This is a genomic window from Chryseobacterium sp. C-71, from assembly GCF_020911865.1.
Classification (GTDB): Bacteria; Bacteroidota; Bacteroidia; order Flavobacteriales; family Weeksellaceae; genus Chryseobacterium.
Window position 1 is genome coordinate 3,311,207 of the sequence record NZ_CP087131.1, and the last position, 23,721, is coordinate 3,334,927.

Sequence of the window (23,721 nt, forward strand, 5' to 3'; positions counted from 1 at the left end):
AGAAGAATTAATTAACTCCTTTTTCTTTCATTATTTTATTTAATCTTTTTAAAATCGATAAGCCTAAAAGTGTTGCTAAAAGTAGCAAACCAAAATTCACGATAAAGAAATTGGCTTTGTTATCGTAATCATACCAAAAACTTGCTAAAACACCTGAAAGTTTATTTCCGATTGATGTCGAAAGAAAGAAACCTCCCATCATTAATGCGGTTAATCTTGGTGGAGAAAGCTTTGAAACTAATGATAATCCCATCGGAGAAAGGCAAAGTTCACCAACTGTAATAACTCCATAAGCTGCAACCAGCCATAAAGCAGATACTTTTATCAAGCCGTTTTGCCCAGCGTATACTGCGCCCACCATCACCAAACAAGATAGTGCTGAAATAAATAATCCTAAGACGATTTTTGAAGGTGTACTTGGTTCTTTTCCTTTTCTTCGAAGCATCATAAAAAATGCTACAACGACCGGTGTGAGTAAAATTACCCAACCTGGATTGATGGATTGGAATAATTCTGTATTATAAAGATTTACTTTCTCTGTAGGATTTGCTTCAAGCTTTGTGCGATCAGATTGAGAAATATTTCTGAAATAAACATCTTTACCTTGTTCTTTTATAGGCTTCCCTTCGTCATCTTTTTTTACCTGATACTGGTCGTCATAAACAGAAACTTCCTTATCCTGAAAATCTTTTTTATCGACTAAGTAAATAGCTTCCAAAGGCTTTTCTAAAGGCGCAGGAACTGTTCTGTCGGTATAATAATTTGCCCAACGTGTTAATGCTGTTCCATTTTGTTTAAATACTGCCCAAAACATTAAGCTCACTGCGAAAATTGCCAACAGTGCGCCGATTGGTTTTTTATCCTCCGCATTGGCTTTTACATAAAGCATTACGTAGAAATAAATAACAGGAACGCACGCAAAAATAAAGGCATCTGTACTATCGCTTCCGAAAACATTATTCGGAATAAACCATCCAATCAGTCCGAAAATAATGGCTGGTAAAAATACTTTTACCAAAACATCAGAGATTTTTGTGTCACCTTCTTGTGCTGGTTTTAAAATATTTGCCTGAAGAATATGTCGTCTTCCAATGGTGAAAACCAAAAGCCCGACAAACATTCCGACTCCAGCGGTCATGAAAGCAGGTCCCCATCCGTATTTGTTACGCATAAATGCAGCGATAATGTTGCAGACAAAGGCTCCGATGTTGATTCCCATGTAGAAAATATTGTAACCAGCATCTTTATTGACTTTGTAAGGTTCTTCGTTATACAAATTTCCTAAAAGAGTTGAAATACTTGGCTTGAAAAAACCATTTCCGATGATAATTAAAGCTAACGAAGCGTAAAAAAGCGGCAATTCTTTAAACAAACCAACCCCGAGATAACCCAATCCCATCAGAAAACCTCCGATGTAAATGGCTTTGATGTATCCTAAAACTCTGTCGGCTAAAAATCCACCCAAGAAAGGAGTCAGATAGGTTAAGGCGATAAAAGTTCCGAAAATATCATCGGCATTTTTGTCGTCAAAAGCAAGTCCTCCCTTTTCACTGTCAATCATGTACAGAACGAAAATTCCGAGGATAAGGTAATAGCCGAAACGCTCCCACATTTCTGTGAAGAATAAATAGGGAAGGCCTTTTGGATGTTTGGTTTTCATGAATCAGATTTTTACAATTTCACAAATATAAAATTTTTAATATAATAATTGAATTTTATTAACTTTGAGTAAAATAAAAGATGAAAAATGGAAACAACTATAAAAGATATCGAGATTAACTTAAAAACTTTGCCCAAAGAATTTTTGCATGATGTAAATGATTTTATTGATTTTCTGAAATATAAATATCTTAAAGAAAAACAATATGAAGTTCCTGAATGGCAAATAGAAGAGACTAAAAGAAGGATGAGCTATTCTCGAAATAACCCTCAAAGTTTTGTTTCTGAGTCTGAAATGGATGATTATTTAAATGATTTAGAAAGTGGCGACTAAATTGATTTACGGTCACTTTGTAAAATGGGATTTGAAAGAAATTAATAATTGGTACAGTAAGATAGATAAGAAACTTTGCTCTCAATTTATTAAAGATTTTCGTTCAAAAATCAATTTTATAAAGGAAAACCCTTTGTCTTTTGAACTTAAATATGATGAAAACAGAATCGTTTTTCTGAAGAAATTTCCTTTCGGAATTCACTATTTCTACAACAAAGAGAAAAATTTAATTGAGATATATTCTGTTTTCCACACTTCGAGAAATCCCGAAAATTGGAAAGAAAGAAAATAAAAATCCGAATCTCATATCAGAGATTCGGATTTTTTATAGTTTAAATTTAATCTTAAAATTACAGATTCTCCAAAATAAAATCAGTCATTTTCTGATACAGTTGAGGTCTTGTTTGTCCGCCATAAATTCCGTGGTTTTTATCGGGATAAGCCATAAATTCAAACTGTTTTTTGTTTTGAATTAAAGCTTCAGAAAACTCCATAGAATTCTGGAAATGTACGTTATCATCAGCAGTTCCGTGGATTAGCAAAAATTTACCTTTCAATAAATTAGCATACGTTGTTGGCGAATTATCATCATATCCAGCCGGATTTTCCTGGGGTGTCAATAAGAATCTTTCGGTGTAAACAGAATCATAATATCTCCAGTTGGTCACCGGTGCAACAGCAATTCCTGTTTTGAAAACATCAGCGCCTTTGGTCATTGCCAAACTCGCCATATAACCCCCAAAACTCCATCCGAAAATTCCGATTCTTGTTTTGTCGATATATTTTTGAGTTCCAAACCATTTTGCAGCTGTGATTTGATCTTCAATCTCGTATTTTCCTAAGTTTTTATACGTTACTTTTTTAAATTTAGCGCCTTTAAAACCTGTTCCACGCCCGTCAACACAAGCAATAATGTAACCTTTCTGTGCTAACATTTCAAACCATAGTGCATTTCCGTTATCCCAGGAGTTGGCAACCTGTTGAGATCCCGGACCTGAATATTGGAACATAAATAAAGGGTATTTCTTATTCGGGTCAAAGTTTTTAGGCTTAATGATCCAGGCATTCATCTGATCTCCTGCTGCATTTGGAATCGTTATAAATTCTTTCACTGCAAAATTATCAGCCTGTAATTTTTTAAGCTGATCATCGTTGTTTTGAAGTTGTTTCAATTGTTTTCCGCTGCCATCTTTTAAAATAAAAGTGTAAGGTTTTGAAGCTGTGGAAGAAGTTTCAATGAAATAATTGTAGTTTTTGCTGAAGTTCGCCGAGTTGTTTCCTTCCGGATTTGAAATCAACTGCGTTTTTCCGTTTTCAATATTAATTTTAGAAACTACTTTATTGATGCTTCCTTTTTCGGTTGTCTGAACGAAGATTTCTTTAGATTTTGGGTTGTAACCATAGTAATCTGTCACTTCCCAATTTCCTTTGGTAACTTGTTTTTTTAGCTTTCCGTCTTTGTCATACCAATACAGGTGGCGGTTTCCGTCTCTTTCAGATCCCCAAAGAAAACTGTTGTCTTCTAAAAATTCCAGAGTTACATTGTCTGTATCAATCCATTTATCATCCGTTTCTGTGAACAGTTTTGTTGCCTCTCCGGTTTTTGTATTGACTTTCAACACATCAGAAGCATTTTGTGTTCTTTGTGAAGTAATCAAAACAATTTCATCCGCATTTGACGTTTGAATAACATTTGGAATGTAATAATTTTTGAATTGATCTAAATTGACCTTTGTCTTTTTTCCGTCCGCCAAATGATAAATGTGTGCTGTTGCAACAGAATTTTTTTCTCCTGCTTTTGGATACTTGTAACGCATTTCACTTGGGTAAAGCGATTTTCCGTAAACTGGAATATAAATTTCAGGAACGTCAGTTTCTACCAACTTTACAAACAAAATATCAGCAGAATTTTTTGTCCATTCATACAATCTTGCATGGCCAAATTCTTCTTCATACACCCAATCTGCTAAACCATTCAACACTTTATTTTTTACGCCATGCTCCGTGATTTGCGTGATTTTTCCTGAATTTAAATCCTGATAAAATAAATTATTATCAACAATGAAAGAAATTTTCGCTGCATCTGGAGAGAATCTTGGTTCCTGAACAGGTTTTCCTTCATTCAGACTTGTCGTTTTTCCGGTTTTTAAATCTTTAATATCATATTTTCCTAAAAAAGAATGTCTGTAAATAGGCTGACTTTCTTTTAAAAGTAAAATTTTAGACTCATCATCAGAAAATTCATAGCTTTCAAAATTTCCATCGACTAAATTTCCTTCTTTTTGAGAAGTTTTGTAAGAATATTTTGCAATTCCACCTTGCTCGATGACCAGATAATTTTCACCGTTTTTCATGGATGTGATTCCGGCAATGCCTTTCCCACGGTAATATCCTGAGTATATTTTATCTAAAGTGATTTCCTGAGCTGTTGCATTATGAAATGCTGCGATAACAGTTAGGGTTAGTAAGAATTTTTTCATTGCTTAATTTAAAGAAATCCAAAGATAACAATTTTATCAAATTGTAGTAAAAAGCTTTTTGTGAATGTAATTTGGCAGTAAAATTGAATATATTCTTTAATATAAAATTAAATAATTATGGAAACGAATGCACATGATAAGAAATTAAACAAATATGAACTTGAAGATCAAATTGTTTATACTGGTTTTTCAAATTTTACTGATGCTGAAAGATACACCCAAGAACATAACGGAACTTTGATAGAAGTTGCTTTTAAAGATGGAAATGATAATCCGCAAATAACTTCAGAAGCTGGTTTGATTGAGAAGAAATTACACTATTATGTAGATGCAGGTTCAGAATATAAATTTATTCATTCTTCAGATCCGGGATTTAAGCAGTATGCTGACGAATTACAAAAAATTAAAGCCAACCAAGATAAAACAGGTCCCGAAGAAAGATATTTAGCGAGTTTTGAAATTGAAAATACAGAAGACCCGATTATCGTTATTAAAAACGACCACTTAGAATCTGTTACTTCAAGAGAGCGCTCAAAGTATCTTAAACACGCCAGTGTTTATGAGATCGGAGTTTCTACAGCTAAATCTTAAATTTCAGACTCAATTATAATTATTACTTTCAAAAAATCGTCCGTGAAAATATTTTCACGGACGATTTTTAATTTATTTATTTTGATTGTATAAAATCTGATAATATTCATCAGCCATTCGGTCGCTGTTGAACTTGTCTTTAACGTCATTCATAGCATTTTGCTGAATATTTCTCCATTTTTTCTGGTCGTCATAATAGGTTGGGAGAATTTCGTTTTCAAGAATTTCGTATAATTTATTTAAATCATAATTATCCTGCTCATAAATACTCATGTTTTCGTAATCACATTTTGGCACTACGAAAGAGTTTTCTCCGTGTTTAGCAAATTCAGGAATCCATCCGTCATCGGTTGATAAATTGACAGATCCGTTCATTGCAGCAGACATTCCCGATGTTCCCGAAGCTTCTCTCGGAACTCTCGGATTGTTTAACCAAACATCAGAACCCTGTTTCAAAGATTTGCTTAAAGAAAGCTCATAACCCGTTAAAACTGCCATGTTTTTATGATTATTACTTTCTTCAACCAAAGTATTAAAGGTAGAAATTGAGGAATAATCCATCGGATAAGGTTTTCCTGCCCAGATAATTTGCACAGGATATTTAGGATTGTTTAATAATTTTCTGAATCTGTCTTTATCATGCAAAAGCAAATCTGCTCTTTTGTAACCTGCAAATCTTCTTGCCCAAACAATAGTGAAAATATTCGGATCAAATAAATTTCCGGTCTGATCAGCAACTATTTTAAATAATCTTTTCTTCAAAAGCTTTTTGCGATAATCAAAAATGGTATCGTTATTTTCATCTTTTGCGATATAAAGATTTTTATCACCCCAATATTTAAATTCCTGAGCATTGGTGATTGATTTAATCTCACAAATTCCCGGATATTTGCTCCACATTGCTCTGGAAACTACGCCGTGAAGCTGAGATACTCCATTTGCAATTCTTGCCATTTTCAAAGCACAAAGAGAATGATTGAACAATTCACCGTCTGAACCTTCCAATTGTTTGGCTTCTTCCATGCTTAAACCTGAAAAATACGACATATCGTAGCATAATTTCAGATTGTGTTTTTCGTTTCCGGCTTCCTCAGGAGTATGTGTTGTGAAAACTAATTTTTCTTTAACTTTCTGAACATTTCCGTTGTATTTTTTTAATAAATAAAAAGCTGCCGGAAGCCCATGAGCTTCATTCAGATGATATACTTCTCTTTCAAGATTAAGCTCGTCGAGCAATTTTGCACCGCCTTTTCCGAGCAAAATATATTGAGCCAGTTTTGTAGATTCGTTGGCATCATAAAGCTTGTGACAGATGGTTTTCGAGATATGATCGTTTTCCGGAACATCTGTAGAAAGGAAAAACATAGGTGCGGTGTGAAAAGTTTCAGGATCAAGATACCAAACCTTTACCCAAACTGGCGCACTGTGAATCTCTATTTGAAATTTTATTCCTGTATCTTCAAGGAAGCTGTACATTTTCTTCGTCCAAGTCGGCTGTAATGTTTGATCGTGGTTTCTTGCCTGATCATAGTATCCGAATTTCCAGAGAATCCCGATTCCTACTAAGTCCTGCTTCAGATTGTAAGCACTTCTCATGTGTGAACCTGCCAGAAAACCTAGTCCGCCAGAATATATTTTTAAAACCTGCTCAAGGGCAAATTCCATTGAAAAATAGGCAACTTTTTTAGAATATTTTTCGTTGACGCTGTAAGGTATTTTAAAATTTTTAAAATCCATAAAAAATTCAATTTTTGTGTTTAAAGAACCAAAGATATTGATTAAGAAAATAAACTTTACATTAATTATATAATAAATATTTTTAAATATATCTATTGAATAGTTTTTTTACCTACCTTTAAGTATAAATTTTTGATAATCAAAAACTTCCAAATATGAAAAAGGTTTTTTCTGATGAAGATTTAATCAAGAATCTGAGCTTATATTACCTGAATCGTCATCTGAAAAAGAAGCCGATGGAGAAATATCATCGCACTATAGACGAATCTCCGCTTCATGACAGGGAAAAATATAAGAAGAAAGCAGAAATTTTGCTGCTCAATTCTTTTATGCATCATTTCCCCGAAGTTACTTTTGAAAATCTTACCTGCGAAAGTCCAGACTTTATCGCAAAATTTAACAACAAAAAGATTGGAATAGAATTGACCGAAGTCATCAATCATCTTGAAATGAAGAAGGTTGAGAGCAATTTGAATAAAATATTCCGTCAGGCAGAAATATTATTAGAACAGGAAGACACTACGAAATATCGTGGTGTTTATTTTTTGTCGTTTCACACGCATTTAAAATTTGAAAGCATCGAAGAGCAACAGGAAATCATTCTTAATATCTACAAAAGCATAAAAAAAAATAAAGCCATTGGATGTGTGAAAAGTATCCGAAAATCTACTCACCGCAGAAATGTTTTTATCACCCACGAATACAATATGAATCTTTTTGACGAGTTGTGTTCTGAGAAAATTTTAGAAATAATAGATAAGAAAAACGAGAAATTTCCATATTACGACAGATCGGTTGATGAATGTTGGCTGGTCATTGTTTCCGATATGAATTCTTTAGCATCTAGATATACTTTTATTCAGGATAAAGAACATTTAAATGAAGTGGAAAGCCCGTTTCATAAAATTTTTCATCTTGAAAATCTTTGTGGGAATATGACTAGTATTAAGTAGTTTGTTGATTTCGATGTTTAAAATTTAAATAAATAATATTTTCATTGCTAAAAAGTTTGCCTTTATCATTATTTGGTGATTATAATTTAATTTTCGTTATATTTGGTGAAGATTAAATCCTAATAACCAACTGAATATGAAAAAAACTCTACTTTTTGTTCTTTTCTGCATTTCGCAGATGTTCTATTCTCAGGCAGATTGTGCGACTGCATTGTCGGTTTGTGGAAATTCAAATATTACATACAGCCCCACAGGAATTGGCCTAGTCAATGAGTCTTTGGGAGGCTGCTTGATTACGGGTGAACATAATTCGATCTGGTATAAACTGACGATTGCTACCGGAGGAACTTTGACTTTTAATTTAGTTCCAACTGATCCCGATGCAGATTATGATTGGGCAGTGTATGGTCCCAATGTTACTTGCGGTGCTTTAGGTGCACCCATTCGATGTAATGCTGCAACAGTAATTGGGGTAGGTGCTGCAACCGGGTTGAATATGACAAGTACGATTACCAATGCAGCAGGTGGCTCGTTAACACCTTATTGTCAATATATGGATGTTTTGCCTGGGCAAACCTATTATTTGTACATTGATAATTGGGTGGGAGCAGGAAGTAGTACAGTGGCTCCATTCTCATTAACGTGGGGAGGAACCGCAACTTTGGCTTCACCATTTACTGATCCCGCATTACAACCACAGCCGTTTGTTCCGCCGGGACTACCATCTGCAAATCCTTTAGATCCCAGAGAGATTTTGATATGCGTAAGTCCGGCAGTTTTCGATTTTTCAACTTTATCTACAGGCATTTTAAATGGAAATCCGAATTTTGTAATCTCTTATCACACTACACAAAATGATGCTTTGGCAGGAACAAGTCCGATTACTGCCCCAATTACAGTAAATATAACAACAATTTATTATTACAGTATTCATTATCAGGATCCTGCTAATCCTAACAATCCTCTGAATTTCTGTCGACAGATTAGTCCGTTCAAATTCAAACAGGGAAATATTACTGCTCTCGACAAAACATTGTTAGCCTGTAATAATAACAAAGCAGGTACTGCAACATTCAATTTAACAACTGCAGGTGTTTTTACAGGTAATAATGTGACGATAAAATATTATCCTACAATGGCAAATCTGAATGCCGGAACTGCTGAAATTACAAACCCTACCCAGTATGTATCGGCAGGCGGAGTAGTTTACGCTTTTGTGAAAACAACAGAAGGATGTTCTGATACAGCAGCTATCACATTGAGTTTCTATCCTGAAGTTGTAGTAAATGATGCTATCTTACGTTTTTGTGCACTACAGGAAAATGTTGTGACGGCATCCTTTAATCTTACAACTGCAAACGTAACGTCACAAACAGGCACAACTAAAAAATATTATAAATCATTACAGGATGCCATCAGTGGAACGAATGAAATATCTGCTACCATGGCCGCATCTTATGTGTCTCCAAACGGAGTAGTTTATGTGAAAGTAACAGATGGAAATGGTTGTTATGGTATTGCTAAAATCACTTTAGAGGTTATTCCTCCTGTTTATTCTACCATTCTAAAAGATAAAACTATCTGTATGGAAGATAGAACGACGCTCGATGCGGGCGCAGGATTTGATGGTTATGAATGGAGTACCGGTACAACTACACAAACAATTACGGATGTTGGAGTGGGAACTTACTGGGTTAAATTAAAAACAGGATCATGTATCTCGTATCAGACAGTGAAAGTTTATCCTTCTGAGCAACCAGTTATTTCAAGTGTAGAGATTTCTAATACTACCGTAACAGTGAATGCAAATGGCGGTAATGCACCCTACAAATACTCGGTTGATAATATTAATTGGCAGGATTCTAATGTATTCACCAATATAAAAAGAGGTGATCACATAGTTTATGTAAAAGATTCTTATGATTGCGAACCTATAGATATAGCTATAGTTGTTCCTAATCTAGTCAACGTAATCACTCCAAACGGCGACGGAATCAATGACTTTATAGATTATTCTGCATTAGGTCACAAACAGAACTTGGTTTTCAATATTTTTGATCGCTACGGAAATAAAATTTTCCAGGCAGATAAAATGAACAATTACAAATGGGATGGAACTGCAGGGAATAAAAAAGTGCCAACCGGAAACTATTGGTATTCTGTAACGTGGAATGAGAATGATAAAAATAAAACCTTATTCAAATATACAGGCTGGGTGCTGGTGAAAAACAGAGAATAATAAGTAGTGACCAAATATAATGAAAGCCATCTTGAAAAGGATGGCTTTTTAATTGAATGCTTCGGTATCCTTAAAATAATCTGATAAATAAAGGATTTTTCCGGATTCTGAAAACTGGATAATCGTGCAAATCTGGTTTCTGTAAGGATCTCTTCCCAAAAGGTTTCCTAAAGAATCAGTTTGATAAAAATATTTGTTATTCCCCAAATGGAAAATTTCAGAAACATTCCATTCTATTTTTTCATATCGTCTGAAAATAGCTCTGAATAACGCCAAAATGCGGGTTTTCCCTGATATTTCTTTCGCTGGAGGAATCCAGATTACAGTTTCATCAGTAAACCATTTTTCAAGTTCTTGAAGATTTAAGGAGTTCAAATCCTGCATAAAATGGCTGATCTTACAATTCATAGGCTGCAATTTACGTTTATATACGTGAAAAACACTAAATTGGTTTTAAATTATAGTAAACATCAATCCCATGACAGATTTATTCATCAAAAGGTTTGAATATTATAAGATGCTTGGTGACCAATCATTTGAGCAGCTTTCAGACGAACAGATTTTTTGGCAGTTTAATGAAGGAAGTAATTCTATCGCTATCATTATCAAACATGTTGCTGGAAATATGCTTTCCCGATGGACGAATTTTTTAACAGAAGATGGCGAAAAATCGTGGAGAAATCGTGATGAAGAATTTATAAATACTTTTAAAACAAAATCTGAAGTTCTTGACTATTGGGAAAAAGGGTGGAAATGTCTTTTTAATGCTTTACATCAAATTAATGAGGAGAATTTAGATACTATCATTTACATCAGAAATCAACCACATTCGGTGATTGATGCGGTTTTTAGACAATTGGCACATTACCCCTATCATATCGGTCAAATAGTTTTTATTGCGAAAATGATTAAAAATGAAGACTGGAAAACACTGTCTATCGCAAGAAACAAATCTGAGGATTTTAATAATGAAATGAAAAATAATTTCAGATAAATTCATGAAAAACTTTGAAATTCGTAAAGACAAAGGCATTATTTCTAATGAATTTTTAAACAAAAATATCACAGATTTTCATTCTGCCAGCAAATATGTTTCAGAATTGCCGTATAAACGAAATTCAGATAAAAATAATATTCAATGCGTTTTTAAAGATTTAGTCGGAACCTGCAGTACAAAACATGCCATTTTAAGAAAATTGGCTCTTGAAAATGATCAGAAAGATGTAAAATTAATTCTCGGTATTTTTAAGATGGATGCAGCATACACTCAGAAAATTAAAAGCACATTAGAAAAATTTAATGTAAAATATATTCCAGAAGCGCATAATTATCTGAAAATTGGAGATGAATATTTTGATTTTACAAAACCCAATTCAGATTATGCTGACTTTAAATCTAAATTGCTGATTGAAAAAGAAATAGAATATAATGAAATCGTTGATGAAAAAATTTCATTTCATAAAGATTTTCTTAAAAAATGGATTGCTGACGAGAATATTCCTTATAGCTTAGATGAAATTTGGAATATAAGAGAGCAATGCATCAAAGATCTTCAAAAAAATGATGAGGTTGAAATTCAGAATTCTTCATCAGTTTGCTTTGCGAATAGTCCGGAAGCAAGTGACGATTACAAAGTATAGATTTAATCAATTTAGTATTCATTTTTAAATCATTATCTTTGCACCCACAAAATTCAGGAACAATAAATGTCTCACTTTCACAGAACTGCCGCATTCCACACCCTTGGCTGCAAATTAAATTTTGCGGAAACATCTACCATTGCCCGTCAATTGACAGATGCTGGGTATGATAAGGTAAGTTTTGATGAGAAAGCAGATGTTTATGTAATTAACACTTGTTCGGTTACAGAAAATGCAGACCGTGAATGTAAACTTCACGTAAAGCGTGCAATGAAAGCCAATCCGGAAGGCCTGGTAGTAATTGTTGGCTGCTATGCTCAGCTAAAACCTGAAGAAATTTCACAAATTACAGGAGTAGATTTGGTTCTCGGAGCCAAAGAAAAATTCAATATTTTGAGTTATCTTGATGATTTAGAAAAATCTGAAAGTGAAGGTGTTGTGCATTCTTGTGAAATCGAAGAAACAGATTTCTTTATCGGAAGTTATTCTATCGGAGACAGAACCAGAGCTTTCCTTAAAGTTCAGGATGGCTGCGATTATAAATGTACGTACTGTACCATTCCTTTAGCCAGAGGGATTTCTCGTTCAGACACCATCGATAATGTTTTGAAAAATGCGAAAGAAATTGCAGCCAGAGACATAAAAGAGATTGTTTTGACAGGTGTAAACATTGGTGATTACGGAAAAGGTGAATTTGGAAACAAAAAACACGAGCATACTTTTTTAGATTTAATTAAAGAATTAGATCAAGTTGACGGTATTGAAAGAATCCGTATTTCATCGATTGAGCCGAATCTTTTGAAAGATGAAAGCATCGAATTGGTTTCTAAAAGCAAAAGCTTTGTTCCGCATTTTCACATTCCCTTGCAATCGGGAAGCGATGAATTGTTGAAAAAAATGAAGCGCCGTTATCTAACGAAATTATATAACAACAGAGTCAATAAAATACGAGAGGTGATGCCTCATGCAGCCATTGGCGTTGATGTTATCGTTGGTTTTCCGGGAGAAACTGAAGAATTGTTTATGGAAACCTACAATTTTCTGAATGAACTTCCAATCAGTTATCTGCACGTTTTTACTTATTCTGAAAGAGAAAATACCGAAGCCGCTGAAATGGATGGCGCAGTTCCGATTCCTGAAAGAAAAAGGCGCAACAAAATGCTGAGAATTCTTTCTGAAAAGAAGAAAATGGCATTCTACCAAACTCAGCTTGGGCAAACCCTTCCGGTACTTTGGGAGCACGAAAATAAAGATGGAAAAATGTACGGTTTCACAGAAAATTATGTGAGAGTACAAAAAGATTTTGATGCGGCGTCTGTCAATCAAATAGAATTTCTGAATTTAGAAAAAATCCTGTCAGATGGCACGGTTTCTGTGCAATCGTCTTACGAAAGTTTTTTAGCAAAAGCATAGTCTGTTTGCTTTATTTCAACTAAATTTATTCTTTAACGATTTTAAATCTACATTCTTATGAGAGATAAGTTTTTATCTTGGGGATTGGTGTTGGTTGTTGCGACATGGGTCGTAGCATTACTCATCAAAGCACATTATTGGATTCCAATACTTTTAACGGCAGTTTATGCATTGGGAGTTTACAATACCTATCAAACGAAACATGCAATTCTTAGAAACTTTCCTGTTCTGGGATATTTCAGGTATTTTTTTGAAGACATTTCTCCCGAAATGCAGCAGTATTTTATCGAAAGAGAAACTGATGGGAAGCCTTTTCCAAGAAATCAACGTTCGGCAGTCTATAGACGCTCAAAAAACCTGAGTGATACTGTACCTTTCGGAACTCAGTTAGAAGTCAATCACAGAAAGTATGAGGGAATTAAACATTCAATTTATGCTAAATCTCCTAAAGAAGAGCTTCCAAGAGTTTTAGTGGGTGGTGAACAGTGTACACAGCCTTATAATGCATCGTTATTTAATATTTCGGCAATGAGTTTTGGTGCACTAAGCGACAGAGCTCAAATTTCTTTAAACCGAGGCGCAAAAAAAGGAAATTTCTATCATAATACTGGTGAAGGTGGAATTTCTCCGCATCACATGGAAGGCGGAGATCTATGCTGGCAAATTGGTACGGGATATTTCGGATGCAGAGATGATGAAGGAAAATTTAACCCGGAATTATTTACAAAATATTCAACACTTCCAAATGTGAAAATGATTGAGATTAAATTGTCTCAAGGCGCAAAACCTGGTCACGGTGGAGTTTTACCGGGAGTGAAAAACACACCTGAGATTGCAAAAATCCGTCACGTACAACCTGGTTTAACGATAGTTTCACCTCCATCACATTCATCATTTTCTGATGCTGCTGGTTTATTGAAATTTGTTCAGCATTTAAGAGAACTTTCAGGCGGAAAACCTGTTGGTTTCAAATTATGTATCGGTGATACCAAAGAGTTTGAAGATATTTGCGTTCAGATGAATGTATTGAAAATTTATCCTGATTTTATTACAGTTGACGGAGCAGAAGGTGGAACAGGAGCAGCACCGCCGGAATTTTCTGATGGAGTAGGAATGCCTTTAGAACCAGCTTTGATTTTTGTAAATAAAACATTGAAGAATTATAATGTCAGAAATAAACTTAGAGTGATTGCCAGCGGAAAAGTTCTGACAAGTTTAGATATTTTACGAGCAGTTGCAATGGGAGCTGATATGTGTAATAATGCGAGAGGATTTATGTTTTCTTTAGGTTGCATTCAAGCGTTGAGATGTAATAATAACAATTGCCCGACAGGTGTCGCAACGCAAGATAAAATGTTGATTAAAGGTCTTGATGTGACGGATAAAGCGGAGAGAGTGTATCATTTCCACAAAAATACGTTGCACACTTGTAATGAATTGATTGCAGCTGCAGGAAGAAGTTCCTACGACGAAGTTGATGCCTCAATGTTTATGCGAGGTGACGAATTTGAGCATCTTTCAGATAAATATTTCCCGGATATCTTAGGGAATGTGAGATAGTTCAAATTTAAAAAGGCAAAAAAAAATCTGCTTCAGAATTTTTGAAGCAGATTTTTTTATTTTGTTCTATTTATTCCTGATTGGCAGGTCTTGTTTCTGTGTGATAAATTTGAAAATTAAATACAAAAGTTGCATTTTGAAGATTGTAATAATTAGCATCTCTTGCAAAAGCAGCTTTTGAAGGGATAATAATTACTCCCTGTAAATTAGGTAATGTCTCGTTTGGAAGATTTTCAAATCCGTTAAAGTATTTTAATGCTTCTTTAAGTCCTTCGATTTCAAAATAGCTACGAGGTCTTGCGTCTGTTATCATGCTCTTTTTAGCATAGTAAAAAGTAGGGTCAGTTACCGGAGAAGCTTCCAAATCAATTGTATTGATCAATGTTCCACCAGAAGTTAGCGCAACGTTTCCATCGATATCAGTAGCGCGGTAGTAACTTCCTCTCATCATTGTTTTGATAAGGCTGTTGTCTCCTATTGCTTTGCCCGGAGTAGGTTGTGCGCCGTCTCTTTTAATATAAATAACTCCCGATGGAAGTTTTTGAGGACTAAGCTCAGATAATTTTTTAAAATTATCATCAGCAGCATCAGCCGTAAATGCTTTGATGTTTCCTTGAGTGTCTAGGTAGTTGTTATCCATAAATTTTTGGATAGCCTGCTCATCAAGTGAGTTTCTTACCTCAATGTTTTCTGGCTCTACAAATGTTTCCACTTCATCATCTTTCTTACAAGCTGAAAAACACAAAGATCCAGCAAGGATATACAAAAATATTTTTTTCATTTCAAAAACTTTAATTACTTTACAAATAATATAACGGCAAAAGTATAAAAAATTATGAGAATAGATAAATTTTTATGGAGTATTCGTTTTTACAAGACCAGAAGTATTGCTACCGACGAGATCAAAAAGAACAGAGTAGCAATAGGAGCATCGGTTGTAAAGTCGTCTAAAGAGGTAAAAGAAGGAGATGTCATTAAAATCCGTAAAAATCAAATTGACTATAAAATAAAAGTCATTCAAATCCCAAAAAGTAGAATTGGGGCTAAATTAGTTTCGCTTCATATCAAAGATGTCACAGATAAAGAACAGTATGAGCTGCTTAAATTGAGAAAAATGTCTCAGAGCTATTACCGAGACCGAGGTGAAGGAAGACCTACCAAAAAGGATAGGAGAGAGATTGACGGCTATACAGAAAATGATATAGATTCAGATTTTACAGATTGGGACGACTTTTTTGGAGAGAGCGATTCAGAAAAAGAAGAGGAGAAAGAATCATAAATACAGTTTTTCGATAATCTCGTTCATGATTTCTTCCGGTTCTTTAGAATCAGTACCAATGATGAACTGAGCTTTGCTGTAAAACTCATTTCTTTCAAATAAATGTTTGGCAATAAACTCGGGGAGATTTTCGTCTGAAATATTGGCAATCAAAGGTCGTTTTTCTTTTTGTTTAGAAATTCTTTCAATTAAAGTATTGATAGACGTTCTAAGGAAGATACTTTTAGAATTATGGTTGATGATTTCCATATTATTGTAATAAACAGGCGTTCCTCCTCCTAAGCTCAGAATAATATTTTCTTCTGTAGCTAATAACTCTTCTAAAATTTCTCTTTCCTGCTTACGAAAGTAGATTTCTCCCTTTTTTTCGAAGATTTCAGGGATCGTTAATTTATTTCGCTTAGAAATTTCTCTATCGAGATCAATTAATTTAAAATCTATTTTTTCGCTTAAAATTTTGGAAATGTGAGATTTGCCACTTCCCATGTATCCGACTAGTGAAATTATCATGAATTTATTTTGAACAAATTTGCGAAAAAGTTTTGAGATAATGAAAAAAGTCCTATCTTTGCACCACTAAAAACAAGGGACATTACTTAACACTGAAACTTGATAATAAAGTGACCGACTCGGTAGCTCAGCTGGTAGAGCAATACACTTTTAATGTATGGGTCCTGGGTTCGAATCCCAGCCGGGTCACTAGCAAAAATGTTATATTTTTTTATAATTTTTTTGCCTGCGTGGTGAAATTGGTAGACACGCCATCTTGAGGGGGTGGTTTCCTAAGGATGTGCTGGTTCGAGTCCAGTCGCAGGCACTGCAAAAAAAAGTTTGGTAATTCTAAAATTTATTTTAAATTTATCAAATCTAAAAAACAAAACAAGACCGACTCGGTAGCTCAGCTGGTAGAGCAATACACTTTTAATGTATGGGTCCTGGGTTCGAATCCCAGCCGGGTCACAAGTTTACTGAAAAGTAAATTTTTTTCATATTAATATTTTGTGATTTGGTGTTCAAAGGCTTCCTTCCGGAAGCCTTTGATTTTTTTGTGGAATCGGTTAATCTAAATGTATATTATCGATTAATCTCACTCCGTCTACCATCACTACAATGAATGCTCTGTACGATTTATCTTTATAAAAGAAATCGGTTTCTTTCAGAGTGTTTTCATCCGCAATCATAAAATACTCCATCTGCATTCCAACCTGGTCGTCAAAAATATCTTTCACTCTTTCTTTGATCTCAGGAATCGAAACTGTTCTGAACCAATCATTCACTTTTACAAGAGTTTCATAAATTACTTTTGAATCTTCTCTTCGTTTTTCAGTAAGTCTTTGATTTCTTGAGCTCAGTGCTAACCCGTTTTCTGCTCTGTAAATATCAACTCCGTGAATGTTGATGAGGAGTTTTTTCTTTTCGGTCATTTTCTTAATAATCGCCAGCTGCTGAAAATCTTTTTCGCCAAAATACGCATTGTCTGGTCTTACCTGTCTGAAAAGTTCTTCAACCACGGTTCCCACACCATCGAAATGTCCGGGACGTGATTTCCCTTCCATTTCATTTTCCAAACCGTCAAAATCATAATGCTGACTTTCTGCTTTTTCAGGATAAATATCTTGTACTTCCGGAATATAAACGGCATCCACCAAACCAGATGTTTCAAGGATCTTGATATCTCTGTTGGTGTCTCGAGGATATTTTTTCAAATCTTCAGCATTGTTAAACTGTGTAGGATTCACAAATATCGAAGAAATAACCAAGTCGTTTTCTGCTCTGGCAGCTTCGTATAAGGAGAGGTGACCATTATGTAGCGCACCCATGGTGGGAGCGAAACCTATTTTCTTACCCATTTCTCTCTGTCTTTCAATAAAATCCTGAAGCGTTTTTTTGTTTTTTAGAACTTCCATAATTTATTTTAATAGTAATTCAAAAATACTAAAATATCTTGTATTAATTTTCAGGAATTAGTAGCTCAACCATAGTGATTATCGTAAAAAAATGTTAATTACAATAATGTTGGATGTTTTTTTGTAATTTTGCAACTTATAGCATTATTTAAAATTATATAAAAATTATATGCCCAATCAGAAAATACTGTACATTACCACAGAGATGTACCCTTATCAGGAAGATACAAACTTAGGAACAGTGGTAAACAAAATGGCACTTAAAATGCACCAAGAAGGCAATGATGTAAGAGTTTTTATGCCACGATTTGGACAAATAAGTGAAAGAAAATTTCAGCTGCATGAGGTAATCCGTCTTTCTGGGATGAATATTATCATCAACGATCTTGATCAGCCTCTAATTATAAAAGTAGCTTCTCTTCCGGGAGAAAGACTTCAGGTTTATTTTATCGATAATGAAGAATACTTCAAAAGAAAACAATACTATTTTGATGACGAGGGCGTAGGTTTCACGGATAATGACGAGCGTGCAATTTTCTTTGCAAGGGGCGTTATCGAAACAATCAAAAAATTAAACTGGGTACCAGATGTTATTCACCTGAATGGTTGGATGGCTTCTTTCATTCCTGTTTATTTAAAAACATTCTATCAGTCTGACACTTATTTCAAAGATGCAAAAATTGTTCTTTCATTATATAATGAGAAGGATGCTCCTTTGGATAAAAGTATCGTAGAAAAATTACAGTTTGATAATATTTCGGGATTAGAAGCGTTAAATACTCCAAGCTTTCAAAGTTTTGTGATTGAAAGTATGAAGTATGTAGATGAGGTTGTAAAAGGTGATGAATTCTTAGAAGGAGATCTAGATAAAGCTTTTAACGAAACTTCTACTGCAAAATCCGAATATTTAGACATAGATTCTATCAATAAACTATATTAAAAGAACATTTTGATGATTTATAATATGAAAAAAGCCTTCACTATACTTTCAATGGTGATTTTTGGAGGAATGTTGGTTTACAATTGCGAACCTGATCCGGATTCTTTAGGTGAACAATTATTTTTAGATGGCGCTGCAGAGGGTAATGAAGTTCCTTACGACGTTATCGCCTATAATATTAGTAATAATGACAGTGTAAGAAGTGATGCTTCGAAATTAGGGCTCGCTACTTTAGGAGCCTTTAATGAAGGTCAGTTTGGGATGCAGAAAGCATCTTATTACACACAGTTGAGATTGGCTGCTTATGATCCTGATTTCGGAACGAATGCAGTAGTAGACTCTGTAGTATTGGTTATAAAACCTACTTATGCATCAGATTCTTTGACAACTACAACTGACGAAAGTTATGTTTATCCTGATGGCGCAGTAGCTGCTAAAAAAGTAGTGAATACTTATCGTGCAACCAAATATGGAAGAACTAAGGCTAATGGTGGAAATCTAACGGTTAAAGTACAAGAAGTTACTGAGTTTTTAAATGGTTATAGTGATATTGCCTATTCTAATAAAAATTACGCAGTAAATTTAAATGCAAGTGAGCAATTGGGTTCTAAAACCTTTAATGGTTCTGTAAATTCTATTGCCATAACAAAAGATTCAGATAACAGCTCGCTGTTTTCTTCAGAAGCTGGTTTTAGAATACCGTTGAAACCAGAGTTCTTTCAAACAAAGATCATTAATAAAAAAGGTCAGCCTGAGTTGAAAGATGTAGCAAGTTTCATCAGATATTTCAGAGGTTTGAAAATTTCAGTTGAGGAAAATGACGGATATTTAGTGCAGTTTTCGCCTTCATCGGTTGAATTGATTATGTACTATAAATCTGACAAAGTAGAAAACGGTACCACTACAAGACCACAGACAAAGTATGCATTTTCAATAGGAAACGGAAACGCACATATTGGAAATTATGTATATAATCGAATCGGATCTGAAGTTGAAAAAGTAGTACCCAATACAACAACTGGTGACGCTAAGCTTTTCGCTCAAGGAATGGGAGGTAATTCTATCGGAATTAAATTTTCTCCTACAGAAATAGATAATTTGAGAAAATTATATAATGATAAAAAAGCAGCTATTGTTTCTGCTAAAATCAGAATGTACACAGATAATGTTGCTTGGAATAATAAGTATAAAAAACCAACCTTATTAACGATTGTACAAAAAGATAAAGATACTGATAATAAAGAGACGACTAATTTTACAAATGATTTATTATTATTGTCAGCAACACCTAACTTTGCTTATTTAAGAGCTTACGATTTAGATAAAAATCCTGCATATTATGATTTTACAGTCACTCAATCTTTGAAAGAAATTGTAGAGGCTGGGGCAAATTATGCTAATAAATATTTCAAAATTGATATGGGGAACTTCTTGCAGTCTTCTACAGGAAATACTCTAGCAGGATATCAATTTACATCTAGACCTTTCTCTACAGATAGGGCAGTATTTATAGGATCTGACCCTTTAAATGCTAAGAAGATTCAGTTAAGAGTTACTTACGGTACAAAATAAAAAAAACAAAACACTTGATTAAGTTATGTGCGGAATAGTTGGTTATACAGGTTTTCAAGACGCCTATGAAATTGTCATTAATGGTCTTAGAAGATTAGAGTATAGAGGATATGACAGTGCCGGAATTGTTTTAGAAGGTGAAAACAATAGTTTTAACGTAGAAAAAACCAAAGGTAAAGTTGATGACCTTGTTAATATCTCTGGTCAGCTAAAAGGAATTGCAAAAGTAGGTATGGGGCATACACGTTGGGCAACACATGGTATTCCTAGTGATAGAAATTCTCATCCTCATGTCTCTAATAACGGAAAAATAGCAATCGTTCACAATGGTATTATAGAAAATTATGATACCATCAAGATAATGCTTACTGATAAAGGATATACTTTCAAATCAGAAACGGATACTGAAGTTTTGGTTAATTTGATTCAATATTTTACAGAATTAAATACAGAAACAGATTTTCCTACTGCTGTAAGATATGCTTTAAATGAAGTATATGGTGCTTACGCAATTACGGTAATGCACGAAGATTATCCTGGAGTTTTGGTTGTGGGAAGATTAGGTTCTCCGCTAGCAATCGGAATTGGCGAGCAGGAATATTTTATTGCTTCAGATGCTTCTCCTTTCGTAGAGTTTACAAAAGAAGCCATTTATTTAGAAGAAGGTCACATGGCAATTCTTTCTTTAGAAAATGGAGTGGACATCAGAACAATCAACGATAACTCTAAAATCGTTCCTGAAATTCAGGAGCTTAAATTAAATTTGGAGCAAATCGAAAAAGGCGGATATGAGCATTTTATGCTTAAAGAAATCTTTGAACAGCCAAAATCAATTCACGATACCATGAGAGGAAGACTCCTTGTGGAAGAAGGAATTATTAAAATGGCCGGAATTTGGGATCACCTTGAGAAATTCAAAAATGCAAACAAAATTACCATTATCGCTTGCGGTACATCATGGCATGCAGGTCTTATTGGCGAATATTTAATTGAAGAATTTGCAAGAATTCCTGTTGAAGTAGAATATGCTTCAGAGTTCAGATACAGAAATCCAATTATTACAGATAAAGATGTAGTAATCGCAATCTCTCAGTCAGGAGAAACTGCCGATACAATGGCAGCTTTAAAATTGGCAAAAGAGAGAGGTGCATTTATTTACGGTATTTGTAATGTAGTTGATTCTTCAATTGCAAGAATTACCGATGCAGGTTCTTACACGCATGCAGGGCCTGAGATTGGTGTTGCTTCTACAAAAGCATTCACTGCTCAGCTTACGATTTTATCGCTCATCGCATTGAAGTTAGGAAAGCATAACGGGAACTTAGGAAATGCAGAATTCATGAGCTTAGCAGCTGAATTAAATGCTATTCCTAAAAAGATTGAGGAAGTTTTAGAATCTACTCACGAATTAACACAAAGCATTGCCAAAGATTTTATTAACGCAACCAATTTCCTTTATTTAGGAAGAGGTTACAATTATCCTGCAGCATTAGAAGGTGCATTGAAATTGAAAGAAATTTCTTACATCCATGCAGAAGGTTATCCGGCAGCAGAAATGAAGCACGGACCTATTGCGTTAATTGACGAAAATATGCCGATTGTAATCATTGCTCCTAAAAAAGGTCATTATGATAAAATTGTAAGCAATGTACAGGAAATTAAGGCTAGAAAAGGGAAAGTTATTGCAGTTGTCAATAAAGGTGATACTCAGGTAAGTGCTATGGCAGATTACGTTATTGAGATTCCTGAGACTTCTGAGTGTTTTTCACCCATTGTTGCCTCTGTTCCTTTACAGTTACTTGCTTACTACATAGCAGTTTATAGAGGTGCAAACGTTGATCAGCCGAGAAACCTTGCAAAATCTGTAACTGTAGAGTAAAAATACTTGCAAATAAAATAAATTTAGATTTTTTTCGTTATTCTAAAAAAAATCTTAAAAGTTTCTTAAAAAAATTATATATTTACGGCTTAATTATAAAAATTAACATGAAAAGGATATTTCTTTTATTATTGTCTGCGTCGGTAGCATCGGTATCTTGTTCAGGTGGTGGATCTTCTTCTGTTGGGAAGCCAGGAACAAAAGGGGAATTGATACCTAGAGAAAAAACAAAATCATTTGTTGCAGAAAGACCATTTGGTATGGTTGCCATTCCTGGTGGATCTTTTGTTGCAGGTTTAGCTGATTGGGATCCTACGGGAAGTCCTGAGAAAGCTGCACTGAAAACAGTTACTGTATCTTCATTCTTTATTGATGAAGCAGAAACTACTAATGCAGAGTACAGGGTATTTATTAATTATGTAAGAGACTCTATTGCAAGAACCATGCTTGCTGAAGCTGCCGGAGAAGGTGGTGAAGGTGGTGGTAAAGGTACGGGCATCGGAGATTATGCATACCTTGCAAAAAAAGAAGAAAACCTTACTGCGTATCAAGAATATCTTGAAGGTGCAGGTGGTAGAGACGGTTTTGATGATACTAAAAAATTAGACTGGAAAATTCCATTGCATTGGAATACATCTAAATATCCAGATGTAGAGTATGCTGAAGTTTTAGAATCTATGTATTTACCGGCTTCTTCTAGAGTTGGTAGCGAAAGACTTCTTGACGTTAGTAAATTAAAATATAATTATAGATGGGGAGATATGAATACTGCTCTTGCTGAAAACGATAGAGGTGTTAACTTCTTGAGAAGCGAAAGTATTGCAATCTATCCAGATACAACCGTTTGGGTTAAAGATTTTCACTACACTTATAATGAGCCATTATTCGAACAATATTTCTGGCACAAAGCTTATAAAGATTATCCTGTTGTTGGGGTAACTTGGGATCAGGCAAGAGCATACTGTAACTTTAGATCAAAGTTAAAGTCTGATTACAATGAGAGCATGAAAAGAAAGAAACAAAGACCTATAGAATTCCGTCTTCCAACTGAAGTAGAGTGGGAATATGCTGCAAGAGGAGGTAAGCAAAATGCTACTTACCCTTGGGGTGGTCCTTACTTAATGGATGATAGAGGTTGTTATCTTGCAAACTTCAAGCCAAAAAGAGGTGATTATATGGAAGATGCTAAAAAAGGTACTTACATGTATACAGCTCCAGTAAAGAAATTTAAGAAAAACGGATTCGGATTATTTGATATGGCTGGAAACGTTTCTGAATGGACAGTTTCTGCATACAACAATTCATCATATGGTTTCTCTTCTACGCTAAATCCTTCTACTAAAGATAGAGAGGATGCTAAGAGATCTGTAAGAGGTGGATCTTGGAAAGATGTTGGGTATATGTTGATGAACGGATCTAGAGATTATGAAAGTAAAGATTCTGCAAGAAGTTACATCGGATTCAGAACAGTACAGGATATTCCTGAAGCAGCTGTGAAGGTAAAAAGAGTTACCAGATAAGAATTGCTTCAATTAAAT

21 protein-coding genes and 3 tRNA genes are annotated in these 23,721 nt (G+C 34.5%); 17 read left to right on the forward strand and 7 right to left on the reverse strand.

Going from position 1 to position 23,721, the window contains the following annotated elements:
* Positions 1-7 precede the first annotated feature (7 nt).
* Entirely contained in the window at positions 8-1,660 is a 1,653-nt protein-coding gene (locus LNP04_RS15275) for a peptide MFS transporter (protein ID WP_229983767.1), read from the reverse strand.
* A gap of 87 nt (positions 1,661-1,747) precedes the next feature.
* Between LNP04_RS15275 and LNP04_RS15280 the strand changes: the two genes are divergently transcribed.
* Both LNP04_RS15280 and LNP04_RS15285 read left to right on the forward strand, forming a co-directional pair.
* Positions 1,748-1,993 carry a hypothetical protein gene (locus tag LNP04_RS15280; protein WP_229983768.1) on the forward strand — a complete coding sequence of 82 codons (246 nt, stop codon included), beginning with the start codon at positions 1,748-1,750 and terminating at the stop codon, positions 1,991-1,993.
* Positions 1,983-2,285, forward strand: a complete 303-nt coding sequence (locus LNP04_RS15285) for a type II toxin-antitoxin system RelE/ParE family toxin (protein ID WP_229983769.1) — start codon at positions 1,983-1,985, stop codon at positions 2,283-2,285. Before LNP04_RS15280 ends, LNP04_RS15285 begins: the two co-directional genes overlap by 11 nt.
* A gap of 58 nt (positions 2,286-2,343) precedes the next feature.
* Here LNP04_RS15285 and LNP04_RS15290 read toward each other — a convergent pair whose 3' ends face one another.
* Positions 2,344-4,473, reverse strand: a complete 2,130-nt coding sequence (locus LNP04_RS15290; RefSeq protein ID WP_229983770.1) for a S9 family peptidase — start codon at positions 4,471-4,473, stop codon at positions 2,344-2,346.
* 117 nt (positions 4,474-4,590) lie between these two features.
* Here LNP04_RS15290 and LNP04_RS15295 point away from each other — a divergent pair, with 117 nt between their 5' ends.
* Positions 4,591-5,064, forward strand: a complete 474-nt coding sequence (locus LNP04_RS15295; protein ID WP_229983771.1) for a hypothetical protein — start codon at positions 4,591-4,593, stop codon at positions 5,062-5,064.
* Between the two features lie 72 nt (positions 5,065-5,136).
* Here LNP04_RS15295 and glgP read toward each other — a convergent pair whose 3' ends face one another.
* The gene (gene glgP, locus LNP04_RS15300; protein WP_229983772.1) at positions 5,137-6,801 is read right to left on the reverse strand and encodes an alpha-glucan family phosphorylase; all 1,665 of its coding nucleotides are present in this window, start codon (positions 6,799-6,801) and stop codon (positions 5,137-5,139) included.
* 155 nt (positions 6,802-6,956) lie between these two features.
* Between glgP and LNP04_RS15305 the strand changes: the two genes are divergently transcribed.
* Positions 6,957-7,754, forward strand: coding sequence for a hypothetical protein (locus LNP04_RS15305; RefSeq protein WP_229983773.1), 798 nt, complete (start codon positions 6,957-6,959; stop codon positions 7,752-7,754).
* Positions 7,755-7,890: 136 nt separating this feature from the next.
* Positions 7,891-9,993 carry a T9SS type B sorting domain-containing protein gene (locus LNP04_RS15310; protein WP_229983774.1) on the forward strand — a complete coding sequence of 701 codons (2,103 nt, stop codon included), beginning with the start codon at positions 7,891-7,893 and terminating at the stop codon, positions 9,991-9,993.
* A 48-nt stretch (positions 9,994-10,041) separates the two neighbouring features.
* On the opposite strand, the gene LNP04_RS15315 is transcribed toward LNP04_RS15310, so the two are convergent.
* Complete coding sequence (locus LNP04_RS15315) at positions 10,042-10,401, reverse strand: nuclear transport factor 2 family protein (protein ID WP_229983775.1); 360 nt, start codon at positions 10,399-10,401, stop codon at positions 10,042-10,044.
* A gap of 70 nt (positions 10,402-10,471) precedes the next feature.
* Here LNP04_RS15315 and LNP04_RS15320 point away from each other — a divergent pair, with 70 nt between their 5' ends.
* The 4 genes from LNP04_RS15320 to LNP04_RS15335 all read left to right on the forward strand — a co-directional run bounded on the left by LNP04_RS15320 (position 10,472) and on the right by LNP04_RS15335 (position 14,606).
* Positions 10,472-10,987 (forward strand): DUF1572 family protein, encoded by a 516-nt coding sequence (locus tag LNP04_RS15320; protein ID WP_229983776.1) that lies wholly within the window; start codon positions 10,472-10,474, stop codon positions 10,985-10,987.
* Positions 10,988-10,991: 4 nt separating this feature from the next.
* Entirely contained in the window at positions 10,992-11,633 is a 642-nt protein-coding gene (locus tag LNP04_RS15325; protein ID WP_229983777.1) for a hypothetical protein, read from the forward strand.
* Between the two features lie 66 nt (positions 11,634-11,699).
* Positions 11,700-13,046 carry a tRNA (N(6)-L-threonylcarbamoyladenosine(37)-C(2))-methylthiotransferase MtaB gene (mtaB, locus tag LNP04_RS15330; RefSeq protein ID WP_229983778.1) on the forward strand — a complete coding sequence of 449 codons (1,347 nt, stop codon included), beginning with the start codon at positions 11,700-11,702 and terminating at the stop codon, positions 13,044-13,046.
* Positions 13,047-13,103: 57 nt separating this feature from the next.
* On the forward strand, positions 13,104-14,606 hold the full coding sequence (locus LNP04_RS15335) for an FMN-binding glutamate synthase family protein (RefSeq protein ID WP_229983779.1): 1,503 nt from the start codon (positions 13,104-13,106) through the stop codon (positions 14,604-14,606).
* Between the two features lie 70 nt (positions 14,607-14,676).
* Here LNP04_RS15335 and LNP04_RS15340 read toward each other — a convergent pair whose 3' ends face one another.
* Complete coding sequence (locus LNP04_RS15340) at positions 14,677-15,387, reverse strand: hypothetical protein (protein WP_229983780.1); 711 nt, start codon at positions 15,385-15,387, stop codon at positions 14,677-14,679.
* A gap of 54 nt (positions 15,388-15,441) precedes the next feature.
* Between LNP04_RS15340 and LNP04_RS15345 the strand changes: the two genes are divergently transcribed.
* Positions 15,442-15,885 (forward strand): RNA-binding S4 domain-containing protein, encoded by a 444-nt coding sequence (locus LNP04_RS15345; RefSeq protein ID WP_229983781.1) that lies wholly within the window; start codon positions 15,442-15,444, stop codon positions 15,883-15,885.
* On the opposite strand, the gene LNP04_RS15350 is transcribed toward LNP04_RS15345, so the two are convergent.
* Positions 15,880-16,395 carry a shikimate kinase gene (locus LNP04_RS15350; protein WP_229983782.1) on the reverse strand — a complete coding sequence of 172 codons (516 nt, stop codon included), beginning with the start codon at positions 16,393-16,395 and terminating at the stop codon, positions 15,880-15,882. The two genes, LNP04_RS15345 and LNP04_RS15350, sit on opposite strands and share 6 nt — an antisense overlap.
* A 116-nt stretch (positions 16,396-16,511) precedes the next feature.
* On the opposite strand from LNP04_RS15350, the gene LNP04_RS15355 reads away from it, so the two are divergent.
* The 3 genes from LNP04_RS15355 (at position 16,512) to LNP04_RS15365 (ending at position 16,845) form a co-directional block, all read left to right on the forward strand.
* Positions 16,512-16,584: transfer RNA gene (locus tag LNP04_RS15355), tRNA-Lys, on the forward strand.
* A gap of 35 nt (positions 16,585-16,619) precedes the next feature.
* A tRNA-Leu gene (locus LNP04_RS15360) sits at positions 16,620-16,702 on the forward strand.
* A gap of 70 nt (positions 16,703-16,772) precedes the next feature.
* A tRNA-Lys gene (locus LNP04_RS15365) sits at positions 16,773-16,845 on the forward strand.
* 98 nt (positions 16,846-16,943) lie between these two features.
* Here the strand turns inward: LNP04_RS15365 and panC are convergent.
* Positions 16,944-17,792: a pantoate--beta-alanine ligase gene (panC, locus tag LNP04_RS15370; protein ID WP_229983783.1), complete on the reverse strand. Its 849-nt coding sequence runs from the start codon at positions 17,790-17,792 to the stop codon at positions 16,944-16,946.
* 169 nt (positions 17,793-17,961) lie between these two features.
* Here panC and LNP04_RS15375 point away from each other — a divergent pair, with 169 nt between their 5' ends.
* The 4 genes from LNP04_RS15375 to gldK all read left to right on the forward strand — a co-directional run bounded on the left by LNP04_RS15375 (position 17,962) and on the right by gldK (position 23,703).
* Entirely contained in the window at positions 17,962-18,732 is a 771-nt protein-coding gene (locus LNP04_RS15375) for a glycogen/starch synthase (RefSeq protein ID WP_229983784.1), read from the forward strand.
* A gap of 24 nt (positions 18,733-18,756) precedes the next feature.
* Complete coding sequence (locus LNP04_RS15380; RefSeq protein WP_229983785.1) at positions 18,757-20,304, forward strand: DUF4270 family protein; 1,548 nt, start codon at positions 18,757-18,759, stop codon at positions 20,302-20,304.
* A gap of 25 nt (positions 20,305-20,329) precedes the next feature.
* The gene (gene glmS, locus LNP04_RS15385) at positions 20,330-22,183 is read left to right on the forward strand and encodes a glutamine--fructose-6-phosphate transaminase (isomerizing) (protein ID WP_229983786.1); all 1,854 of its coding nucleotides are present in this window, start codon (positions 20,330-20,332) and stop codon (positions 22,181-22,183) included.
* A gap of 107 nt (positions 22,184-22,290) precedes the next feature.
* The gene (gene gldK / locus LNP04_RS15390) at positions 22,291-23,703 is read left to right on the forward strand and encodes a gliding motility lipoprotein GldK (protein ID WP_229983787.1); all 1,413 of its coding nucleotides are present in this window, start codon (positions 22,291-22,293) and stop codon (positions 23,701-23,703) included.
* Positions 23,704-23,721: the final 18 nt, after the last annotated feature.